Source organism: Dyadobacter bucti (assembly GCF_005869225.1).
Taxonomy (GTDB): Bacteria; Bacteroidota; Bacteroidia; order Cytophagales; family Spirosomataceae; genus Dyadobacter; species Dyadobacter bucti.
Genome location: NZ_SWFP01000009.1, coordinates 52974 through 74577, shown reverse-complemented (window position 1 = coordinate 74577; position 21604 = coordinate 52974). Strand labels below are relative to the sequence as shown.

10 protein-coding genes and 1 pseudogene are annotated in these 21604 nt (G+C 46.3%); 1 reads left to right on the top strand and 10 read right to left on the bottom strand.

Features of this window, described 5'->3' with window-relative positions:
* Positions 1–55: 55 nt before the first annotated feature.
* From FBF61_RS26025 to purH, 3 genes are all read right to left on the bottom strand, one after another.
* Complete coding sequence (locus FBF61_RS26025; protein WP_138482908.1) at positions 56–1675, bottom strand: sodium:solute symporter family transporter; 1620 nt, start codon at positions 1673–1675, stop codon at positions 56–58.
* A gap of 159 nt (positions 1676–1834) precedes the next feature.
* Positions 1835–2707 carry a hypothetical protein gene (locus FBF61_RS26020; protein ID WP_205748320.1) on the bottom strand — a complete coding sequence of 291 codons (873 nt, stop codon included), beginning with the start codon at positions 2705–2707 and terminating at the stop codon, positions 1835–1837.
* Positions 2708–2777: 70 nt separating this feature from the next.
* On the bottom strand, positions 2778–4313 hold the full coding sequence (gene purH, locus FBF61_RS26015; RefSeq protein ID WP_138482906.1) for a bifunctional phosphoribosylaminoimidazolecarboxamide formyltransferase/IMP cyclohydrolase: 1536 nt from the start codon (positions 4311–4313) through the stop codon (positions 2778–2780).
* A gap of 183 nt (positions 4314–4496) precedes the next feature.
* Between purH and FBF61_RS26010 the strand changes: the two genes are divergently transcribed.
* Positions 4497–5285, top strand: a complete 789-nt coding sequence (locus FBF61_RS26010; protein WP_138482904.1) for an SDR family oxidoreductase — start codon at positions 4497–4499, stop codon at positions 5283–5285.
* Positions 5286–5288: 3 nt separating this feature from the next.
* Here the strand turns inward: FBF61_RS26010 and FBF61_RS26005 are convergent, their stop codons facing one another.
* From FBF61_RS26005 to FBF61_RS25975, 7 genes and pseudogenes are all read right to left on the bottom strand, one after another.
* Complete coding sequence (locus tag FBF61_RS26005) at positions 5289–7646, bottom strand: TonB-dependent receptor (protein WP_138482902.1); 2358 nt, start codon at positions 7644–7646, stop codon at positions 5289–5291.
* Entirely contained in the window at positions 7646–8698 is a 1053-nt protein-coding gene (locus tag FBF61_RS26000; protein WP_229215227.1) for a DUF4249 domain-containing protein, read from the bottom strand. The genes FBF61_RS26005 and FBF61_RS26000 overlap by 1 nt, the downstream gene beginning before the upstream one ends.
* Positions 8695–10008, bottom strand: coding sequence for a Kelch repeat-containing protein (locus FBF61_RS25995; RefSeq protein ID WP_138482900.1), 1314 nt, complete (start codon positions 10006–10008; stop codon positions 8695–8697). Before FBF61_RS25995 ends, FBF61_RS26000 begins: the two co-directional genes overlap by 4 nt.
* Before the next feature lie 29 nt (positions 10009–10037).
* Positions 10038–13385 (bottom strand): annotated as a pseudogene (locus FBF61_RS25990) (VCBS repeat-containing protein).
* A gap of 7 nt (positions 13386–13392) precedes the next feature.
* Positions 13393–16629 carry a VCBS repeat-containing protein gene (locus tag FBF61_RS25985; RefSeq protein WP_229215226.1) on the bottom strand — a complete coding sequence of 1079 codons (3237 nt, stop codon included), beginning with the start codon at positions 16627–16629 and terminating at the stop codon, positions 13393–13395.
* 225 nt (positions 16630–16854) lie between these two features.
* Positions 16855–18330: a RagB/SusD family nutrient uptake outer membrane protein gene (locus tag FBF61_RS25980; protein WP_138482898.1), complete on the bottom strand. Its 1476-nt coding sequence runs from the start codon at positions 18328–18330 to the stop codon at positions 16855–16857.
* 83 nt (positions 18331–18413) lie between these two features.
* Positions 18414–21491 (bottom strand): SusC/RagA family TonB-linked outer membrane protein, encoded by a 3078-nt coding sequence (locus FBF61_RS25975; RefSeq protein WP_138482896.1) that lies wholly within the window; start codon positions 21489–21491, stop codon positions 18414–18416.
* Positions 21492–21604 lie beyond the last annotated feature (113 nt).

The window sequence follows — 21604 nt, the reverse complement described above, 5'->3', positions numbered from 1 at the left end:
GAAAAGGGCTTCCCGGAAATTTTCCAGGAAGCCCTTTTGCTATTTGTGGCCCTTATTACCAGAAATAAGAATACAGGAATGTAATGATCGCAATCACAACCGAAGCGCCGATAACGAAAGTACGGTGAGGCATGAACATCGACGAATCGATAGCAAGACCTTTACGTTCGTCGGGCATCACGAGTCCCAGAATAAACATCACTGCCACGCAAATCAGGAATACCAAGCCCATTCTGTCGAGGAACGGAACCTGCGTCCAGTCAGCGAAAGGAAGAAAATTATTGTGCATGCCGAGCGCGATGAGGAAACCGCCTACGATCGCAAATAAAGCCCCGGCAGAGTTGGTCCTTTTCCAGAAAAAGCCCATAATAAAGGAAGCAAAGATCCCGGGTGAAAGTAGCCCGGTCATTTCCTGAATAAACTGAAATCCTCCTTTTTTATCAATTCCCATGTAAGGTGAGACTACAATCGCCAGGATCATGGAAATCACAACCACCAGTCTTCCGATCCGTACAAGTGTCTTCTCGTCGGCATTTTTACCTATATAATTTTTAAAAATATCCAGCGTAAAAATGGTTGAAATACTGTTCGCTTTACCCGCCAGGGAAGCCACCACGGCAGCGGTCAAAGCAGCAAAAGACAGCCCTTTCAGTCCGGCGGGAAGCAAATTGAGCAAAACCGGATATGCTTTATCCGCATTAATCAAACCATCATCTCCCAGCATTTCTGCCTGAAACATTCCCTTACTGTACAATGCATAAGCGGCAATACCTGGTAACACCACAATGACGGGCATCAAAAGCTTTAAAAATGCAGCGAACAAAATACCATTTCTGGCCGTTTTCAGATCCGCCCCCAAAGCACGTTGGGTAATGTATTGGTTACAGCCCCAGTAATTCAGGTTCACGATCCACATACCTCCGAGTAGTACTGTCAGTCCGGGTAATTGCATGTAAAACGGACTTGACTTTGGGAATATCATGTGAAAATGATCGTCGTGATTTTCTCTCATCATTTTCAACCCGCTCATGATACCATCCATTCCAGCCTCTCCCGAAACCAGATTTACCGCCAGATAAGTAGTGGCCAAGCCGCCTATCACCAGGAAGAAAACCTGAATCACATCTGTAAACCCGATCACTTTCATCCCGCCAATTGTAATAATAATGGCGAAAACAGCCAGTGCGATCATGCAAAACTGAAAATCGAGCCCGGAAATACCCGAAACCGCCAGGGCTCCCAGATACAGGATGGAGGTAAGATTGACGAGAATATATAACGCAAGCCAGAAAACCGCCATGATCAGACTAACCGTGGGGTTATATCGCTGACTGAGGAATTGCGGCATTGTATAAATTTTGTTCTTGAGATAAATGGGCATAAAAAAAACTGCTACAATAACCAAAGTCGCAGCCGCCATCCATTCATAAGTGGAAATCCCGAGCCCCATTGAAAAACCGTTTCCCGACATTCCGATGAATTGCTCAGCCGAAATATTGGAAGCGATCAGAGATGCGCCTATCGCCCACCACGTGAGCGACCCCTCGGCCAGGAAGAAATCTTTTGTAGATTCCACATTTGACTTTTTTCGCTGATAAATCCAGTAACCATATCCGGATACGACAATAAAGTAGAAGAAGAAAACAATGTAATCCAGAGTATCTAATTGTTGCATTTCAAATAGTAGAATAGATGAATGAATGAGCAGGTTTGGTTTAAATCGAAAGGTACATTATTTTCCGAAAATAGTACAAAGTCAAAAATACTACACGAATAACGTTTCTGTTACTGAATGTGCTTATAAATATAGGCACAAGCTTATATTCGAACTGCTTTATTCTGATATTTTCTTTGAATTTTCAAGCCTCAGAGGGTTCCTGGGCAATTTTGTTTTGAGGCTGTGGCTACCTTCCTGTTCGGCCTTAATATATGCTTCCGAGAATGAACTACCCTGGTTCATTTCGCTCATAAAATCGCGGAATCCGTTCCCTCCTGCCCTTGCCAGCCAGTACGAAACTTCCATCCCGGAGGTCATGTAAGCAAGCATTACCTGCCGCTGTCCACCGTTAAAAAACCCTTTGATCGTGGAGATATCTTCCAGTTCCAGTATTTCCTGTCCGCCCCGGGTATAGTAAAGCCACTCGTCCATATATTCGAAATAGCGGTCGCCCGGATCGGAATTGTTTACAAATCGTCTGTCCAGCATCAAGGCTGTTCCCTCATTAAACCACTGCGGAATTTTGAAGGCAGTTTTCCACCAGCCCAATTTTTCCAAAAGTTCGATGTGACTCATTTCATGGCTTATTACATCGACATTCAGCCCTTGTGCATTCAATATGACATAGTTACTACCCCAAGGCGTACCGATACTGCAACCTGCGCCTTCTGTACTGCTGCAATATTTTTCATACTGACGGGCATTGCTGCAAATAATGAACACAGGATCTGATTTTTTGCAGGAATAGAAAGAATCGACCCGTGCTTCGGACTTGGCAATCAGCATTTCCACGATAGGGAAATGCGCTTTTTTAATTTCGGGACTGAAATAGATTGTCCCTTTCGAAGAAAAATCAGAAAAGGATATCAGGTGGCAGAAAAAAATTTGTGGATAAAGGAAGGCAATGCTTCCGGCAAGAACCGTAAAGCCAATCAAAAGGACTTTCCCGAAACGGAGAATGAGCTTCTTGACTGGCTTGTTGGTTTTCAAAAGGGATTGTCTTTTGCTGCCACGAATACACGGATTTTCACGAATTCGCGCATTCGTGGCAGTTATATTGTTAATGCTTAAAATGCCGCACGCCAGTGGTAACCATCGCTACACCATTTGCATTGCAATAATCAGTAGAGTCTTTGTCGCGGATAGAACCACCCGGCTGCACCACTGCTGTGATACCTGCCAGATGGGCAATTTCAACGCAATCCGCAAATGGGAAAAACGCATCGGAGGCCATCACCGCACCATTAAGATCAAAGCCGAATGCTTTTGCCTTGTCAATGGCCTGACGCAAAGCATCCACGCGGGAAGTTTGCCCCGTACCGCTGGCCAGCAGCTGATTTTCTCTTGCCAAAACGATTGTATTTGACTTGGTATGCTTGCAAACCTTCAGCGCAAACTCCAGTGCAGTCAGTTCACCGGCAGTAGGTGCTTTTTCAGTTACAGTTGTGAACTGAGCTGCAGTTTCCGTAGCCAGATCCTTATCCTGAACCAGCACACCATTCAATATGGTCTTAAACATGACCTGCGGCAGATCCACGGCATTGCGTTTCAGTAAAATCCTGTTCTTTTTGGATTTCAAAAGCTGTAATGCTTCTTCCTCATATTCCGGCGCGATCAGAATTTCCATAAACAACTTGTTCAATTCCTCTGCCGTAGCAAGATCAACCTTTGAATTGGTGATCACCACCCCTCCGAAAGCCGACACCGGATCACAGGCCAATGCATTATCATATGCTTCCTTGGCAGTTTTGGCAGTTGCAATTCCGCAGGCATTTGTATGTTTGATGATCGCAAAAGTGGGATCAGCGTCGGCAAATTCGTCGATCAGACTTACACATGCATCCACATCTACCAGGTTGTTATAAGACAATTCCTTACCATGCAGTTTGTCAAAAATCCCTTCCAGATCTCCGTAGTAAGTAGCATTCTGGTGTGGATTTTCCCCATACCGTAAGGTTTGAGAAGACAAACTTGTGAAGTCAAAAAGTTCTTTATCCGTCTTTTCTTTGCCGGCAGTAAAAAACCTGTTGATCGCCCCGTCATAATGTGACGAAACCGAAAATGCCTGACCAGCATAGTAGCGGCGGTCTTCCAGATCGGTCGCCCCCGCTTTGGCGGTCAGTAATTCAACCACTTCAGCATACTGGCTGCGTGATGAAACGATCAGCGTATCTTTAAAATTTTTCGCCGTGGCACGTATCAACGAAATCCCGCCAATATCTATTTTTTCAATAATATCCTCTTCTCCCGCTCCGGAAGCAACAGTTTCTTCAAATGGATACAAATCCACCACCACCAGGTCAATGGCAGGAATATTGTATTGCTGTGCCTGGGCCACATCGCCGGCATCATCCCTGCGATACAGAATGCCGCCCATTATGGCCGGGTGCAACGTTTTAACCCGCCCGCCAAAAATGGAAGGATAACCTGTAAGTTCCTCCGCAGCGGTAACGGGGACATTCAGATTTTCAATAAAAGTTTGAGTTCCTCCTGTTGAGTAAAGCTTCACACCGTTATCATGCAACAGGCGAACCAATGGTTCAAGTCCATCCTTATAGTAAACAGATATAAGTGCGGATTGGATTTTTTTAGACATTTTGAAATGTTGGACTGAAAGATTACAAATGAAAGAAGACGAGTTACAAGAAGTTATATTTCAGTGTCTCATCATGTCTTTACCGAAAAATAAACCGCAAAGATAGATGAAAAAAGTACGAAGTTTGAGGTTAGGAACGCAAAAGCATATCGTCACGGAATTATAGTTTAAAAATACAAAGCAATGAATCTTAATCTTACAGGAAAAACCGCATTGGTATGCGGAAGCACGCAGGGAATTGGCCGGGCATCGGCTATTGAGCTGGCATTATTGGGCGCAAATGTGACCCTGGTGGCAAGAAACGAAGAAAAGCTCAGAGAAACCGTTGAATCGCTGGACACTTCATTAGGCCAATTGCACCGATATGTGGTGGCCGACTTTTGTGACAATCAGAATGTTAAAGAAGCAATTGAAAATTACCTGCGGCTATGCCCCGATGTCCATATTCTTGTCAACAACACAGGCGGACCTTCCGGCGGACCGATTATTGAAGCCGAAACCGAGCAATTCCTGAAAACCTTTCAGATGCACGTGATCAATAACCAGTTTCTGGTGCAGGCCGTGGTGCCATCCATGAAAAAAGCAGGTTTCGGACGGATCGTCAATATCATCAGCACGTCCGTCAAACAGCCGATCATTGGCCTGGGCGTTTCCAACACGATACGTGGCGCAGTGGCAAGCTGGTCGAAAACGCTGTCCCTGGAATTGGGCCAATTTGGTATCACTTCCAACAATGTTTTGCCAGGCTATACCGAAACAGCCCGGCTTGATGGAATATTGGAAATGAGAAGCAAGGCGCAGGGAAAAACCAGAGAGCAAGTCGCAGAGGATCTCACGTCGGTCATCCCGATCAGACGTTTCAGTGAGGCCGGAGAAGTAGCGGCGGCCGTGGCTTTTCTATGCAGCCCTGCGGCGGCCAGTATCAGCGGTGTTAATTTGCCGGTTGATGGGGGCAGGACTGAGAGCATGTAGGTTTTAGAAATGATATTTCCAATTGATCGAAGGAATAATTGTCCCAAAAACCGAAAGCCGGTAACTCACCAGTCTTGCACCCGATTGCTTGAAATAAATTGAATAAGGATTTTTTCTCGCGTAAAGATTATAGAAAGAAAACGACCAGATGGAGTAGCGCCGCTGGTCGGTTTTCAGGCGGGTGTCTTTGGTAAAGGAGATATCCATACGATGGTAATCCGGTACCCGGTCAAGATTTCTTTCGGAATAATCCTGCACTACAACATCGTTCAGCCGGTAAGTCCCGTCGGGGAAAGTAATAGGGCGTCCTGTCGTATATACAAAATTCGTCCCGAAAGTCCAGCCCTTCGCCCATTTCCATTGAGCGGAAAAAGAAAGGTTATTGGGCCTGTCTACTGTTGATGGAAACCAGTTTCCCTTATTGATCTGCTCCAAAGGAAATTGCGTACTTACCCTGGCAAATGTCCTGCTGTAAGTATAAGAGAGCAGCCCGGTGATCAACCCTTTCGATTTTTGAATGCTTACTTCCACGCCGTAAGCTTTCCCCAGCGCCGGTAAAAGTCCTGCTTCAAGTGTCGGGTTTAAAAGTAAGTTCGCACCGTTTCGGTATTCAACCAGATTTTGCAGACGTTTCTGATAAAGCTCAACTGATGTTTCAAACCTGTTGTCACGGATATTTTTGAAAAAACCGATCGCCAATTGTTCAGAAATTTGTGGCGGCACAAAATGATCCGCCAGCTTCCAGAAATCGACGGGAGAGATGGCAGTAGTATTGGAAATCAGGTGGAGGTACTGACGCGTTTTGGTATAGCTCATTTTGAAGGAGCTTGTTTTGCCAATACTTAGCCGAATAGACAAACGTGGTTCAAAGCCGCCAAAACCCGTTATTTTTTTCCCCTTGCCATAAAAAGCCGTGTCGGTAATCGTCTCCGCACTTCGTGGCAGATTGTTCTCGTAAGAGAAAACGGTGCCCACCCCTGTATTGACAAAATTAACATATCTGATACCCGCATTGACCGATAACCAGCGCGCCGGATTCCATTCGTCAGTCAGGTAAAATGCCTGTTCCGCAGCCTGCTCCCTTTCAATAGCTATATTGGTAATATTTGATCCTGAAACCGGCGCGAGATTGCCAGGCGAGAGCTTGTAGCCTGTGTAGACCAATCCCGCTTCTAACCTGTGCGATTGCATAGGGCTGTACAAAGCCCGTACATGCGCATCTTGCTGGCGAATTCCCGAGGTAAATTCAAACTCATTGGTTGGCGAAATTCCTTCCAGTGTAAATTTATAGTCGCTCAGATTTCCACCAATCTCGAATGAAAATGCCTTGGTCACTTGCTTGTTCCAGTTGATTGTCGCGGTTGTGGACTTCCAGGCATAGGTAGTGTCCTCCGGAAATTTAAATGCATCGCTGCTATGATAAGCCGTTACAGACAACACGCTGTTGGGCGAGATTTCATAAGTAGCCCGGCCGTTCAGATCGAAGAAGAACGCCTTGTTCTGATTGGTTGGCGACGGAAAACTTTTGATCAGAAGATTGGGATAGGCAATCCGCCCGCCAGCCAGGAAGGTCAGTTTTTTATTTTGGGAAAGAGGCCCGTCGGCCATAAAGCTTGCGGTCATTAATCCCACGCCGGTAGTTACATTCACTCTTTCTTTATTCCCGCTGCGGGTAGTGATGGAGAGCAACGACGAAAGCCGTCCACCATAAGAGGCAGGGATGTCGCCTTTGTATAAAGTCACATCGCGGATCGCGTCGGCATTGACGTTGCTCAGAAAACCAAGCAAATGCGAAGTATTGAAAAGAGGCGCACCATCGAGCAGTACCAGATTCTGGTCTGTGCGCCCGCCACGCACATTGAAACCGGCAGTACCCTCTCCTACCGTGCTCACACCTGCCTGTAACGTCAATGCTTTGATAATATCCACTTCACCAAAAACGACCGGGATATTTTTGAGGTTTTTGATATCCAGCGTCAGGACGCTCATCTGACTGGATTGGACATTGTGGTCAGGCGTTTTTTCCTTCACGGTCAATTCTTCCAGCTGCCGTATTTCAGGCAATAGTGTAACATCAAAGTTAGACAGCGTTTCTCTGTACGAAATGTTAATGTTTTTGGAAAAATAACCTATGGAAGAAAAACTGATTAATTGTTCACCAGCCTTCAAAACAATGTTGAATTTCCCCAGACTATCGGTCAGAGTGCTCGCTTTGGATACTTTCGAAATGACGGAGACATTGGGAAGACCTTTGAAGGATGACCCGTCGGTGACGCGGCCTCTCAGATTCCACTCGCCCTGCCCGAAAACAAGCGAAGATCCCAATAAAAAGAATATTAAAAGTTGATATAATTTCTTCATCACCAGTTGGGGGCTGTTAGTTGTCCCTGACTATATGCTAACTGGCAATTTCCTTCCGCCACGAAAATATCGCCGTATTTGATCTTAATGCGCTCAGCATTTAAAGTATCGCCGGGAATGATCAGTCTGCCTTTTGTCACTGCCGAAGAACCAAAGTAACCCAGTGCCAAAACGGTAGTATCGTCTTCTGCATGCACATTACCTTCAATAGATGCGGGCAATGGATCGAACAATGAACCGGTCCGTTTTCGCTGCTCCTCAAAACGAACCCAGAACTGATATGCCTGCCTGGTAAGCGAGTATTGCCGGATCTCAATGTAGTGTCGTCCAACATAATAGATCGGTGAAGAAAGAACCGGCCGCCGGCTGATCGTATTTCCATTGATATACACATCCGACAAAACATCCGACTGGGAGCCGTACACCGGAATCCAGCACCAATTACAGCATATCCCTGCAAAACCGATTGGCTCGCCGGTGGAAGTCCGCGGCACATATCCATATCCCGACCATCGGTAGTAATTCCCTGCTTCGACTGGCTCTTTAGTATCGATAAAAACCTGATAATGATCGGGTTCGCGGAATTCTGTGTCTGCACGGCCTCTGAACTCGGCATATATCCGGTCAATTTCCGAAACCGGTTTCAGCAGTTCGGGACTGGAAACGAAGCTTTTCCCGTCCGAAAGCTCGATATGCAACTGGTAGCTCCGGCCTACTTTTCCAACAAAAGTGGTGTCGCGCATCCAGTAATAGGAAGGTGTGAGCGGGTCCTGCTCCAACTTCACCGTGCGCCCGCCGACTTCAATAATGCGCACATCGGCACCATTTACAGGAATTTCGTTTTGTCCGTAAATCAACGAGTTATACTCACCAGTATAGGACAGCTTGACGGTATAGGGCGGCTTTTCGTCGGTGATCAGGCCTTCTACCACCAGCCGCGACTCCACAGAACGCGCCGGAAGCTGCACTTCGTCCACGCAGGAAGATTGCGTAAAAGACAACATTACGCAGGTGAACAGCCACCAAAAGAGATCAAGCGGTTTTTTTTTCATGGAATGAATTCCCAAAAATCAGTACATCCTATTTGTTCCGTCGCTTCCGAACCCGTTACCGGGCGGTACTCATAACCCCAGCCGAGATATGCCCTCGTTTTGTCCGAGAAAGAAATCAGGTAGCGGTTGCCTTCGCCCGGATATTCCGAGTGATATTTCCAGGTGTTTTTTGCAGGGTCAAACTCCCACAAATCCCTAAGACCTTTGCCATTCTGGTCGATACCAAGACCGTAATAGCCTTTTCCGGCAGCCGAAAATCCAGATCCATCCTCCCTAAGCGTACCTGGAAAATCGGCCTTGCGTTCCCAGCTATCTTTCGCCGGGGAATAGGCATATACATGTGGCTGCCGACCGGAAATTTGATTGACCACATATCCTGTTTCGTCGATTGCAAATGCTACCAGTTTCCCCGTTTTTTCCGGCAACGGGCTGCAATCGCGTTGATCCCATTTGATATCCATCGCCCGCATCGCACCGGAATTGTTTTCTTTCAGCAGGTAGGCATTGTCATAAGTGAGAAAAAATTTCACCTCATTATCGATATTGGAGTATGCAGGAAACACTGTACCCGAATGCGTCCCGATATAATAGTAGCTTGCAGTCCACCACATATCACTCAGATAGGCTTTTTTGCCCGGTAGTTTTTCATCATTGAGGTAGCCAAAACCCATGAAGATCAACTCGCGCCCACCAGCCTGCCCGAGCGGAAATGCAATCGCGCTATGCCTCGGAAATGGTTTCAGGCTCTCAGAACTTTCCCATTTCCCATTGCTGAATTTCAGGATATCCCAATGCTCCGCGTCCTTATAGCGGTACACCGCCAGCTGTGAGTTGTACAACGGCGAAAGCAGCGCGGCCCCAGTGTGATCGCCATCTGCAAACGGAGCGTGCGATAATTTTTTCCAGGAAGAGGCGCGACGGGCTGTGAACGTCCTGGTTATTAAGGTGTTCTTATTGTTGGCATCGATATAATCAAATACTACTTTATAAACTTCGGCCTCTTTGAGCTCGTCGGCTGTGTAACTTTGAAGCGAAAAGCTCCCCGACACGTATGATGCACCCGGTTTAAGCGGTATTTCATTGCCTGAGTTATTCAATAACCGCACCTTGATACCCTCTATTTCGGATTGTCTGTTGGGGACCTTCAGCTCGATCACCGCCCGCGCGGCACTTTCGCTTTGATGTACCGAAACAATAGCGCCGAGTACAACTGCCTCTTCGACAATACCTACTGGCGGAAACCTGGACTCGCAGGCAACCAAGGAGATTACGAAAAAAAGAGGTTGGAGTTGCCCTGACAGAAGTTTCACATAACTGATGATTATGGTGTGACACTAAGCTATTTTTTCGGCATTGGTTTCAGGAACGTTAGCGGCAAATTATTCCGCGCGACAACCCACACCGGTCCTTCTTTTGTGTTGACTGCGCGGATATCGCGTATCTCCCCATCGAGTAAAAACCCGGTATCGATTGGCGACAGGCTCTCAAATTTGCCTTTTCCCCGATTGATCAGCACCAATCCGTAACTGGAATCGTACCTGCCCTGGTACGCGCTTACGCCCAGGTAATTACCGCCCCCCAGCAAGTCTGGCCGGCCGTCTCCGTTAATATCTGTCGTCGCGAATGCGAAAAGTTTGGAAACCTGCGCTTCCCGCGGCAGATCGTGCACAATGAATCTACCGCCGCTGTTTTCGAGATATACAGATTCAAACTTACCGACTTCCAGCAATCTCGAATCTTTCAACTCTTCCGGTTTAAAAATCTCATCGATCGTTTTGCCCGCGAAAGATTTATAGTCGGTAAATCTTTTATTAATGATTGAAGGAATCCGTTTTCCTAGTTCATCCTTAAACGCCACAGGGTACCAGCTTTCATCGACATTATATGCCAGCACCTGTTCGAGTCCCTGATTGTTGTCAAAATCCTTCACCCACATTTTCAGCCCGGACTCCGCATTTTTTCTAAATTTATTATTGGTACCAAGATTTCCGACAACCAGATCCATATCTCCGTCCTGATCAAAATCGGCCGCTTTTACACATTGCCAAAATCCGCTGGGCGCACTAAACCCGTCTTCTTTTTTCAGCTTTCCCTGCTGATTCAGGAAAACAGTAACAGGCATCCAGTCGCCGACTATCACCAGATCATTTTGCTTGTCACCATTGATATCCGCCCAAACTGCATCCGTTACCATCCCGATGTTGCGAAGGCCGGGGGCGATTTCGTTGGTTTTATCGGTAAAATGGCCTTTTCCATCATTAATAAGGATGTAAGAAGAGGGTGCCATTCCATACTGAAACCCTATTACCCTTCCCCCGACAAATAAGTCCAGATCACCATCACGGTCAATATCAAAAGCGCGCACGCAGGATTTATTCGTAAACATTGACGGCAACGCGGTAGTATCGCTTTTAAAATTGCCTTTTCCGTCATTAAAATAAAGCCTGTCGAACTGCTGGGGCATTTCCCCATAAAATTCATTACCGCCCGAAACCACGTACAAATCCGGAAATCCATCTTTATTGGCATCGAAAAACAAGGCATCTACGTCTTCAAAAGTAGAGTCAGCCCGGAATGCAGGCTGAAGGCTTTGCGTAAAACCGCCCTTGTCATTTTGCAGAAATAGTGCGCCGATCTGCCACTTGGCGCCACCCACATACATATCCTCCAAACCGTCGCCATTTACATCCGCCATAGCAGTTTTCGGCCCTTCTGTCGACACCAGAAACGGCATCAGACTCTCGCGGTAAAAATCGAAATACTGGTTTTCCTGGTGTTTGTAATTGAGTTTAAAATCATTGGTAACATTTGTAAAAAACAATGGATCAGGCTGTTTCACGAGAGATTTTAAAATACTACCGCCTTCTTCCTGAACTTTTTCCAAATATTTGATCTTCAACAATTGATTCGCTTTGACATTGGTCAGCACCTGTGATTTTCCATTCGGCCATACCACCGTCAGGCTGTCGGCAGCCGGCGCTTTTCCCAATCCGAAATGGGCAATCGGTTCACTCGACGACTCAAAACCTCTTGCTGCAGCAAGCTGCTGCATCTGCAAGCCATCGGCATTTTTGATCACCACTTTCGCCCCGAGCGCGAAGGTATTTCCCGGAAATCCTTCAAGTTTCACCCTCAGATATCCCGATTCCGACTGCAAAGACCGATTCTGGTAAAAAACCGAAGGTTCGTTCAGGTTATTTGTGACAAGATCGAGGTCACCGTCGCCGTCAAAATCGGCATAGGCAGCCCCATTGGAGATATTGGGCGTCTTAAAACCCCAGGCAATGGACTTATCCTGAAACCGCAACTCTTTTGTTCCCTTGAACAGATAATTGTGGACCTTCCCTTCCGGCATCATGGTCAATGCCTTTTTGTCCAGCTCCATCGAAGTTTCGGTCGCGTATCTCAGTGAATCATCTGCCGCATATTTGGCATAATCGAGGTTATTGGGGCGGTGCGCGATGCCGTTGCTGACAAACAGGTCCTTGATCCCGTCGTTGTCGTAATCGGCCAGCAGCGGCGACCAGCTCCAGTCCGTCGCAGCAATACCCGCCATCGCAGCCACCTCGCTGAAATTCTTACCCGATTGGTTGACCTGCAAACAGTTACGGCTCAATTGCGGCATGTAGCCAAACGAAAGTTTATAGAGGTAAATATCCAGCGCGTCCTCTCCAATCGAAGATTTTTCCACATACTCATCCTCGGGGTACATATCGAGCGTGATAATATCCGGGTAACCATCATTATTTACATCAGCAATGTCATTCCCCATCGAATACCGGCTGGTGTACCGGAGCATCTCGCGGCTTTTATTGGTAAATGTTCCGTCCTGATTATTGATATAGCAGTAATCATCTTCGTGGAAATCATTGGAAACGTAAATATCGTCCCAGCCATCGTTGTTGAGGTCGGCCACCGCTATACCCAGCCCATAGCCCATCGCTGCGCCATAAATTCCGGCTTTTTCACTTACGTCCTTGAATTTGACGGGCTTTGAAGAACCCGCTTTCTGGTCGCTCACCTGGCTTTCGTACAAGTAATCGCCTGCCTCATTGTTACGCAGGTGGCGGGTGGTAACGCGGTCGTAACTGCGGGACGTATGCACGGCGTGGTTTAGCAGATAGCAGTCCAGATCTCCGTCTTTATCATAGTCAAAAAATGCAGCCTGGGTTGCAAATCCGGTAAAATCCAGACCGTAATCTGCCGCCTTTTCGGTAAAAGTCAAATCCCCGTTGTTGATATAAAGCTCATTGGCTCCTTCCAGTCCACGAAAATTCCCGACTGCCGAAACATAGATATCCAGAAAACCGTCACCGTTGATGTCAGCCATAGTCACGCCGGTTTGCCAATCGGAAAAACCTGCTACCCCTGCCGATTAAGTAATATCTTCGAATTTAAAATTCCCTTTATTAAGATACAGCTTGTTTTTGCCCTGATTGGAAACGAAATACACATCAGGCAGTCCGTCATTGTTGATATCACCGGTAGAAACCCCGCCGCCATTGTAGAAATACAGGTAATCCATAAGATTCACCTGCTCACTATCCACCACTTTGTTCACAAATCCGACGCCTGTTGCAGTGGAATCTTTCTCTTCAAACAGCGCCTTTTCGTCCCCACCCGCTTTTTTACAAGCCTGAAAACCAATTGTAAAAACAAGAATAACTAACCAATTATATTTCTTCATTCAATCACTATTTATCAGTACCCGGTTTGAAAACCTTCGCCGTACTGTTATTGCGTCCTAAAATAAGCTGTCCCTGTTTCAGTAACTTCATCGTCCTGACCTGATCTTCAAGCCACAGCCCCGTTTCGGAAGGCGATTTTGCCTCGAAACCTTTTGCTGTATTATGTAAAACAAGTCCTTTCAGCCCATCGTACCTCACCATCTCAGGCAAAACATCGTAATAATTACCAGAAACAATGATATCCATTTTGCCGTCGCGGTCGTAGTCTGTGGTGACGATGCTGTAAATCGGAGAAAGCTGGGCTGCCTGGGGTAAAGGCACAAAAGTAAAGCTGCTGCCTTTAGATTCATTTCTCAAAATTGCAGACTCAGCGGTGTACACTTTTTTCAAGATCGCGTCGGCAAGGTCTTCTTTATTAATCACCTCTTCAATCGTTTTGTCTGCATATTGCTGATATTTCACAAACTTCTTTTTCAGAGAAGGCATTGCGCGCAGCAAATCGGGCTTCATTACCATCGGGTACGATTTCCCGGTTTCGTCCGGGCATGTGATGATCTGTTTGATGATCCCGTTATGGTCAAAATCCTTCACATACATTTCCACGGGCTTTTGCTGAGAAGCTTTCAGGCGCGAGTTCAATCCAAGGTTTCCGGCAATGACATCGAGGTCGCCGTCATTGTCGATATCGGCTACGGCCAGCGAATTCCACCAGCCCGCAGTATTTACAATCTCTCCTTTGGCATTTTTAACCACATCTGCTGCCTGTAATTCGAGCTTGTTCTTTTTGTTTTTAAAAACCATGATCGGCATCCAATCGCCAGCCACCACCAGCTCGGGATAAGCATCTCCATCCAGGTCAGCCCATACTGCGTCAGTAACCATGCCCAATTTTCCTATTTCCGGGATATACCGTTTTGTGTAATTCTTAAAACTGCCGGTGCCGTCGTTGGTGAGCAGGTAACTCGGTGGATCCACACCATATTGTCCCGATTTTAATCTGGAACCTACAAAAACATCCAAATCTCCGTCTTTGTCATAATCTGCCACCGCAACGCAGGAGGCGTTTATTTTCAATGCCGGAAAACCGTTGCTTTTGGTAAAGTTACCTTTGCCGTCATTCAGGTACAGTTTGGGCAATAAAATATTATCATCGTCCTTGAACTCATTGCTGCCGGATACTACCAGCAAGTCAAGGTCATTGTCATTATCCAAGTCAAAAAAAACTGCGTCAGAAGCCTCCAGTTCTGTTTCCTTTGCGAAAATTTCAGGCGTTTTTTCGACGAAACTCCCACCTTTGTTCTGATAATATAGCCTTCCGCCCTGCCCCGTCGCGCCTCCGATATACACATCGTCAAGACCATCATTATTCACATCACCCACAGCCAGCGCCGGCCCCAGCCGCGAATACATCTGTTTGATCAGGGGGTTCTGATTATAGTCAACGTAATCGGCCTCTTTGTGTGTAAAATCTATCCCGCTGCTGGCAGTGACATCATTGAATTGCTTTTTACCTGATTCCATTTCCGGTTTCCATGTTCCGGAAGCATCTTTTTGACTGACAGTGTACACCGAATCCGCCCGAACCTGCCTCATCACCTGCTGCTTGTCGTTCTCCCAAACTAAGGTTACCGAATCGATTTTGGGATCATTACCCAATCCGAATGTAAGGCGGAGGTCAACGGACGACTCAAATCCCCGGTTGGGCATTTGCTGAAGCATCTGCGTCCGGCCGGCCTGGTGCACATATACTTTTGTCCCAATCCCGTTTTTGTTCGCGCTCTCGCCGTTTAGCTTGAATTTGACATAATGAAAATCCTTTCGTTCGTTCGACCGGTTTTTATATACAAAAAGCTGACTGTTTACATTATTAACTATCAGATCCAGATCGCCGTCGTTGTCAAGATCGCCATAGGCGGCTCCATTGGAAAAAGAAGGGGTAGCAAGCCCCCATGCCGCGGCCTGATTTGAAAACGAAAGGTTACCCCCATTTTTGAAAGCATAATTGGAAAGCGGCTCCGAAGGCATTTTATCCAGAAACATCCGGTAATCGAACTTCCGTGTCCGGCTTACTTCGGCTATATTGGACGGATCGGCCAGAAACTGTACAAAATCCTGGTTAGTCAGATCCTTATTGATTCCATTGGCTACGAAAATATCTTTTTCTCCATCCGAATCCATATCAAAAATAAGCGCACCCCAGCTCCAGTCTGTTGCGTGTGTACCGGTAAACCTTGCGATTTCACTGAACCAGGTTTTCCCTCCCGGGCCGCCTGACTGGTTGAGCTGCAAAGTATTCTGCATGTATTGATAATGAAAATCACGGGATACTTTCAGTGCAAAAAGATCATGGCCTTCGTAGGTAGAAGTGAGTTTGAGCCTGCGATCCTGGCCAGGAAGCATGTCTGTGACGTAAATGTCCAGCTTTCCATCATTGTTGATATCGGCAATATCGGCGCCCATCGACGACAAACTCATGTGCTGCATCGCCGACTTACCGGATTCTGTGAAAGTGCCGTCCTGATTGTTGATGTAAAGGTAGTCGTGTTCGTAAAAGTCGTTGGAAATATACATATCCAACCAGTTGTCATTGTTTACATCCCCAATTGTTATGCCCAACCCAAAACCGATCAGACTCCCGTAAATGCCGGCTTCCTCACTGATATCGGTAAAGTGCCCTCCATCATTTCTAAACATTTTATGGCCGCCTTCCTTGTCTCTCTGATTTCGGATATTAGAGTAAGCCAGCCTTCCCACTGGTGTAAAACTGTTGTTGAGCAGGAACATGTCAAGGTCTCCGTCCCTGTCAAAATCGAAGAAAGCAGCGTGAGTGGAATAGCCCTGATCATCCAGCCCGTACGCTTTTGCGCTTTCCTTAAAAGTACCGTCACCTTTATTAATAAATAGTTCATTGGCACGTTCATCAGACCTCCCGGCATTGCACAAGTACAGATCTAGCAGCCCGTCTCCATTCACATCCGCAAAAGTGGCACCGGTGCTCCACGACTTGGTACCCGCTACCCCCGCTTTTTCTGTTATATCCTCGAACTTAAAATTGCCTTTATTGAGAAAAAGCTTATTGTCTCCCTGATTTGCGGTCAAATAGACGTCGGGAAGATCATCATTGTTGATATCACCAATCGCTACGCCTCCACCGTTGTAGAAATTCCGGTAATTGAAAATATTAAACTCCTCACTATTGGTGATCGTGTTTTCGAAGGAAATACCGGTTTCCGTCTCGGACATTTGCTGAAACAGGTAATCACCCTCTTTTTCTTTGTCCGAGCACCCTCCAAAAATGAGAATACAGGACATAAAGACTAACTGCGCAATAACATGCTTAAACATAAGCGGGCTTTTCTTGATACAATTTAACAGGTACAACAAAGGTAAAATTAAACAGGAGCAAGCCTTAATCAGCCTGCTCCTGCTTTGATCAGATATTACCAACTGAATGTGTCACAACGAAGATCAATATCCGGGGTTTTGTTTCAGATTGGGATTCAAAGAAATCTGGGACGACGGGATCGGGAAGATATTCCTAAATTCCGGAGAAGCTTCTTTAAACTGCCAGGCCTTGTTGAACTGACCGAACCGGATCAGATCCTGACGGCGGGTATATTCCCACGCCATTTCCCAGCCTCTTTCGGCAAGCATGTCGGCCAATGTAAGCTTTGTCACGGGCGTAGCGCCTACACGCTCCCTGATTACGTTCACATCTTTGATCGCATCTGCGGTATTGCCAAGACGCAGATTCGCTTCCGCTCTGATCAGATAGGTATCTCCCAAACGGAAAATCACGTAGTCATTATCCTGATCATTGCTGGCTCCGTTTCTCTGAATTTCATATTTCTGACTTCTGGCACCGGCCAAACGGGCCACGGGACCAGCAGGCATTTCGAAAGCAGGTATCTCAGGAGTGAAAATGAACGGTCTTCCATCGTCGGTCAAAGCTTTTCCGTCAGACGAATACTGCTGGCCAACGATCCACATTTTTTTCCTGTCGTCACTTTCGGCAAATGAATTGTAAAACTCTGTCGCAGTACAGTAACCGTTCCAGGGAGCCTGGGGCGTATTGTAAGTCAGCTGGCTGAGATAGTGCAGCGTACGCATGTTCATGTTGAAACCTCCTCTTTTGGAAGCGTCATAAGGAACTGCCAGGATGTTCTCTTTCGACGCCTGGTTTTGTGTAGAGAAGTTGCTGAAAAAGTCTGCAGAAAGCGCATATTTACCTGACGCAATGATGATATCGCATTCCGCCTTTGCTTCGGCCCATTTAGGGGTTCCGGTATAAACCTCTGCGTTGATATACAATTTTGCAAGAAGCATATCAGCCACATATTTATTAAAACGTCCGTAAAATGCCCCACCGGTGGTAGTGCTAAGGTTCGGATATACTTCTTTCAATTCTTTTTCGATCCAATCAAAAACTTCCTTACCCGTTTTCTGTGTAGGGCTGGCTCCGCCGAGTTTGTCTGCAATAATGATGTTACGAAAATGATCCAGCGCTACATAATGGAAAAAAGCCCGTAGTGCTCTTAGCTCCGCCTTTGTGCTTTCGTCGGTAATGTTGGGATTATTCAATTGCTGGTTAATGGACGTGATACTGTTATAGCACCAGGTCCACATGCCGTTGAATTTATCGTCGTCGCCCGCCGGTGTCCAGCTATGTTGTTTCAAACGTTTCCAGGCATCGCCATCTTTCCAGTCACCCCCTCTTGTTGGGATCACCTGTTCGTCGGTAACGGTGTTCAATTCGGCATATCTTCCAAAATAATCGCCAAGTGCGCTGTAAAGCGGCCCGAGCAACGCAGCCTGCTGATCCGGCGTTGAACCAAACTCATCTGTTGGAATTACATCATAAGTCGTTTCTTTCAGATCAGTACAGGACTGACCTGCCAGTAACATTGCAGAGCCCAGTAATATGTGTTTTATGTTAACTTTCATCTCAATATTTTATTTATATGTAGAGAAATTCAGATCGCGGCTTCATAGCCGCCTGATCCTGCTGCTCCTGTTGGTTTGTTAAATCAGAAGGTTAAGTTCACACCCAATTGGAATGTACGTGTTTTTGGATAAATACCCGTAGCATCCAGACCAAGACTGTTTGGTGTTTGTGAATTGGTTGGCAAATCTCCCTTTACCTCCAATTCAGGATCCACGCCGCGGTATTTGGTAAAAATCAACAGATTGTTTCCGCCCAAATATATCCGCGCATTCGTAATATACTTACTGTCCATCGCAAGATTGTAACCAACCTGCCAGTTATCCAGACGGACATAAGTAGCTTTTTCAAGCCAGTAGTCCGACAAGGCATTGGTGCTGAAATTAGCTGGAAGCTCTGACACGCTTTGCAACATATTCGTTTCAAGAATAGAGCCCGGAATTGATAGGTTGGAACGAAGGTTATTCAGGATACTGTTGCCAAAAACACCTCTGAACTGGAAGCTAAGATCAAACTTTTTATAGGTGAAATTGTTGACCCAGGCCGCAGTTAAAAACGGCTGCGGATTATCCTTAAAATTCAGCTTGGCTTTCGCGGGGTCGGTTACCGGAGCGCCATCATCAGCAGCCTGCAGCTGCATCTGTCCTTTTTCATCGAACCCTACAAAATGGCCCACATTGTTAAAGGTTCCCAATGCAAGTCCCGGGGTAAGAATGGAAGCAAAAACGTTGGACAAACCACGTCCACCAAAAGCATTGAAACGGATGATACCAGAATCAAATTCGTCGCTTTTCAGATTGATGATTTCATTTTTAATATAAGACCCCACTACCCGGCTCGTCCAGTTGAAGTTATCTTTTTCGATCACCGCGCCGCCAAATGAAAGCTCTATTCCTTTGTTACGCATCGAACCTACATTCGCATAGATTGAATTCGTGAAAAACTTCACGCCGTCCGCAGGTACCGAATACCGGTAAAGCATGTCACTGGTTTTCTTGTTGAACAAATCGATAGATCCGGTAAAGCGGCCATTAACAAATTGAAAATCAAGACCAAGGTTTGTCTGCGCCACCACTTCCCATTTTAGGTTTGGGTTGGTATTCTGCGTGATCGCATAGCCCGGCAAAAAGTTATTGATCCCTCCGTCGTAATAAGATGTGGTAGGGCCATAAAGCTGCAGTGACTGGTAAGGAATCAACCCTTCGGAGTTACCTGTTTTACCCCAGCTGGCACGTAGTTTCAGATAATTGAATGCGTTCGATTTCGGGAAGAAGGATTCATCTGAAAGCGTCCATCCTGCGGCAACTGACGGAAACAAGCCCCATTTGTTATTGTCCCCGAATTTGGAACTACCATCGTACCTCAATGTTCCGGTAAGGTTATATTTTTCGTTGAAGTTCAATGTACCTCTTCCGAAGAAAGATGCCAGAGAAGTCCTTCTTTTATAAGAACTTGTGTATGAAGTTTTAGGTAAAATCAAAGATCCGGCACCCAGCCCGAGGTTGTTAAAACCAAGGCCTGTCGCTACAAACTGCGAGTTATTTGCGCCAAAACCATCATCGATGATATCTTGGTATGAATAACCTCCCAACAGAGAGAAATTACTTCCTTTATCGCCAAAACCTTTTACATAAGTAGCTGTCAATTCGAGAAGTTTGTCGTTGGTCTGTCCGAGGTTCCTTGACGCTTCACCATTGGTGATCTGGAAAGCCTTTACGGACCTGTCACGCGCACGGCTTGTTACCTCCTGGTCACTTTTGATCGCACCATTTACGCCTAGGGTAAAACCACTGAATAATTCGTATTTCAGGTTAACACCTCCAACCAGTACATTTTTCTGACGCTCAAATGTCTCATTGGCTAGCATGGCCATCGGATTGTTCAGGTCAAATGCACCCGGTACTTCATAAAATGAACCGTTTGCATTCCTTACAGGCAAAGTAGGGAGGAACAATGTAGCGTTTACCAATATGCCCGGATCTGTGAGATCTGAATTTGTATTGGTATAAGAAAGGCTGTACTGGATATTCAAACGATTGTCCAGTGCTTTCTGATCCAGGTTGATACGCGCAGTAGTACGGTCAAACCCAGTGTTTTTGATAATACCCTGTCTTTTGATGTAATTCAGCGATCCCCGGTAAGAGAATGTTGGCGAACCTCCGGAAATAGCGAGATCGTGGCTGTTTGTGAAACCCGAGCGGGATATTTCATCCCACCAGTCGGTATTGTAGTTCTTTCCGGACGCATCCTTCGGAAAACGTTGCGAGTCTAGCAAAGAGGAATCGCCTTTGATCCGGCTTACCTCTGACATATAGCCAGGCCCGTCGAGCAGTTTAAGGTTGTTAGAAATCACGTCGACACCAACGTAATTGTTAAATGTAACAGTTGCCCGTCCGGTTTTCCCGCGTTTCGTAGTTATGATGATTACTCCATTGGCCGCACGTGAACCATAGATCGCGGAAGCAGAAGCATCTTTCAAAACATCCATCGTTTCAATATCCGTCGGGGAAATGGTAGTAATAGGAACACCGATAATCCCATCGACAACATATAGAGGATCGCTACCTCCGGCAAGTGAAGTATATCCCCTTAGCCTTACTGTCGGGCTGGTATTAGGATCTCCATTGGGCTGCGTGATCACCAGACCAGCTACCCGGCCCTGAATGGCCTGAAGCGGGTTCGGGTTTACACCCGCGTTGAAATCTTTGGAAGTTACAGACTGTACGGAACCTGTAACATCTTTTCTTTTCGCGGTTCCATATCCTACAACGACAACTTCTTCGAGCGCTTTGATATCATCGCTCAGTTCAACATCTAATTTGGATTGATTTCCGATAAGTACCTCCTTGGTGGTAAAACCGATAAAACTAAAAACCAGGGTGGCTGACGACGGGGCTGAGATAGCATAGTTGCCGTCCATATCCGAGTTGGTACCCGTAGTTGTACCTTTTACCGTAATGGACACGCCCGGGAGACCTGTACCTTTACCGTCTGACACCTTGCCCGACACCTTCACATCCTGCGCAGATACCGCGGAAGTAATAATCATTAAAACAAGCAAAACTTCTAAAAATCCTGAACCAGTGGCCGACGACCGTTTCCTGGCAGGGTTGTTAATAAAAAGATTTCGCCCTCTAAACTCTAGAAAGGATAGATTCATCATAGGTTATAAATTAATTAGGTCTGTTTACGCTTTCTGTATCATCTTAACATTCTTCTGTCTTTCCTCCCAAGGCGGCTTTATTTTTAAAAACCGCTATATGCGATGGGTTTAAT

Coding starts and splice junctions, on each gene's coding strand:
- FBF61_RS26025 (WP_138482908.1), bottom strand. CDS start 1,675: ATGCAACAATTAGATACTCTGGATTACATTGTTTTCTTCTTCTACTTT.
- purH (WP_138482906.1), bottom strand. CDS start 4,313: ATGTCTAAAAAAATCCAATCCGCACTTATATCTGTTTACTATAAGGAT.
- FBF61_RS26010 (WP_138482904.1), top strand. CDS start 4,497: ATGAATCTTAATCTTACAGGAAAAACCGCATTGGTATGCGGAAGCACG.
- FBF61_RS26005 (WP_138482902.1), bottom strand. CDS start 7,646: ATGAAGAAATTATATCAACTTTTAATATTCTTTTTATTGGGATCTTCG.
- FBF61_RS26000 (WP_229215227.1), bottom strand. CDS start 8,698: ATGAAAAAAAAACCGCTTGATCTCTTTTGGTGGCTGTTCACCTGCGTA.
- FBF61_RS25985 (WP_229215226.1), bottom strand. CDS start 16,629: ATGTCCGAGACGGAAACCGGTATTTCCTTCGAAAACACGATCACCAAT.
- FBF61_RS25980 (WP_138482898.1), bottom strand. CDS start 18,330: ATGAAAGTTAACATAAAACACATATTACTGGGCTCTGCAATGTTACTG.
- FBF61_RS25975 (WP_138482896.1), bottom strand. CDS start 21,491: ATGATGAATCTATCCTTTCTAGAGTTTAGAGGGCGAAATCTTTTTATT.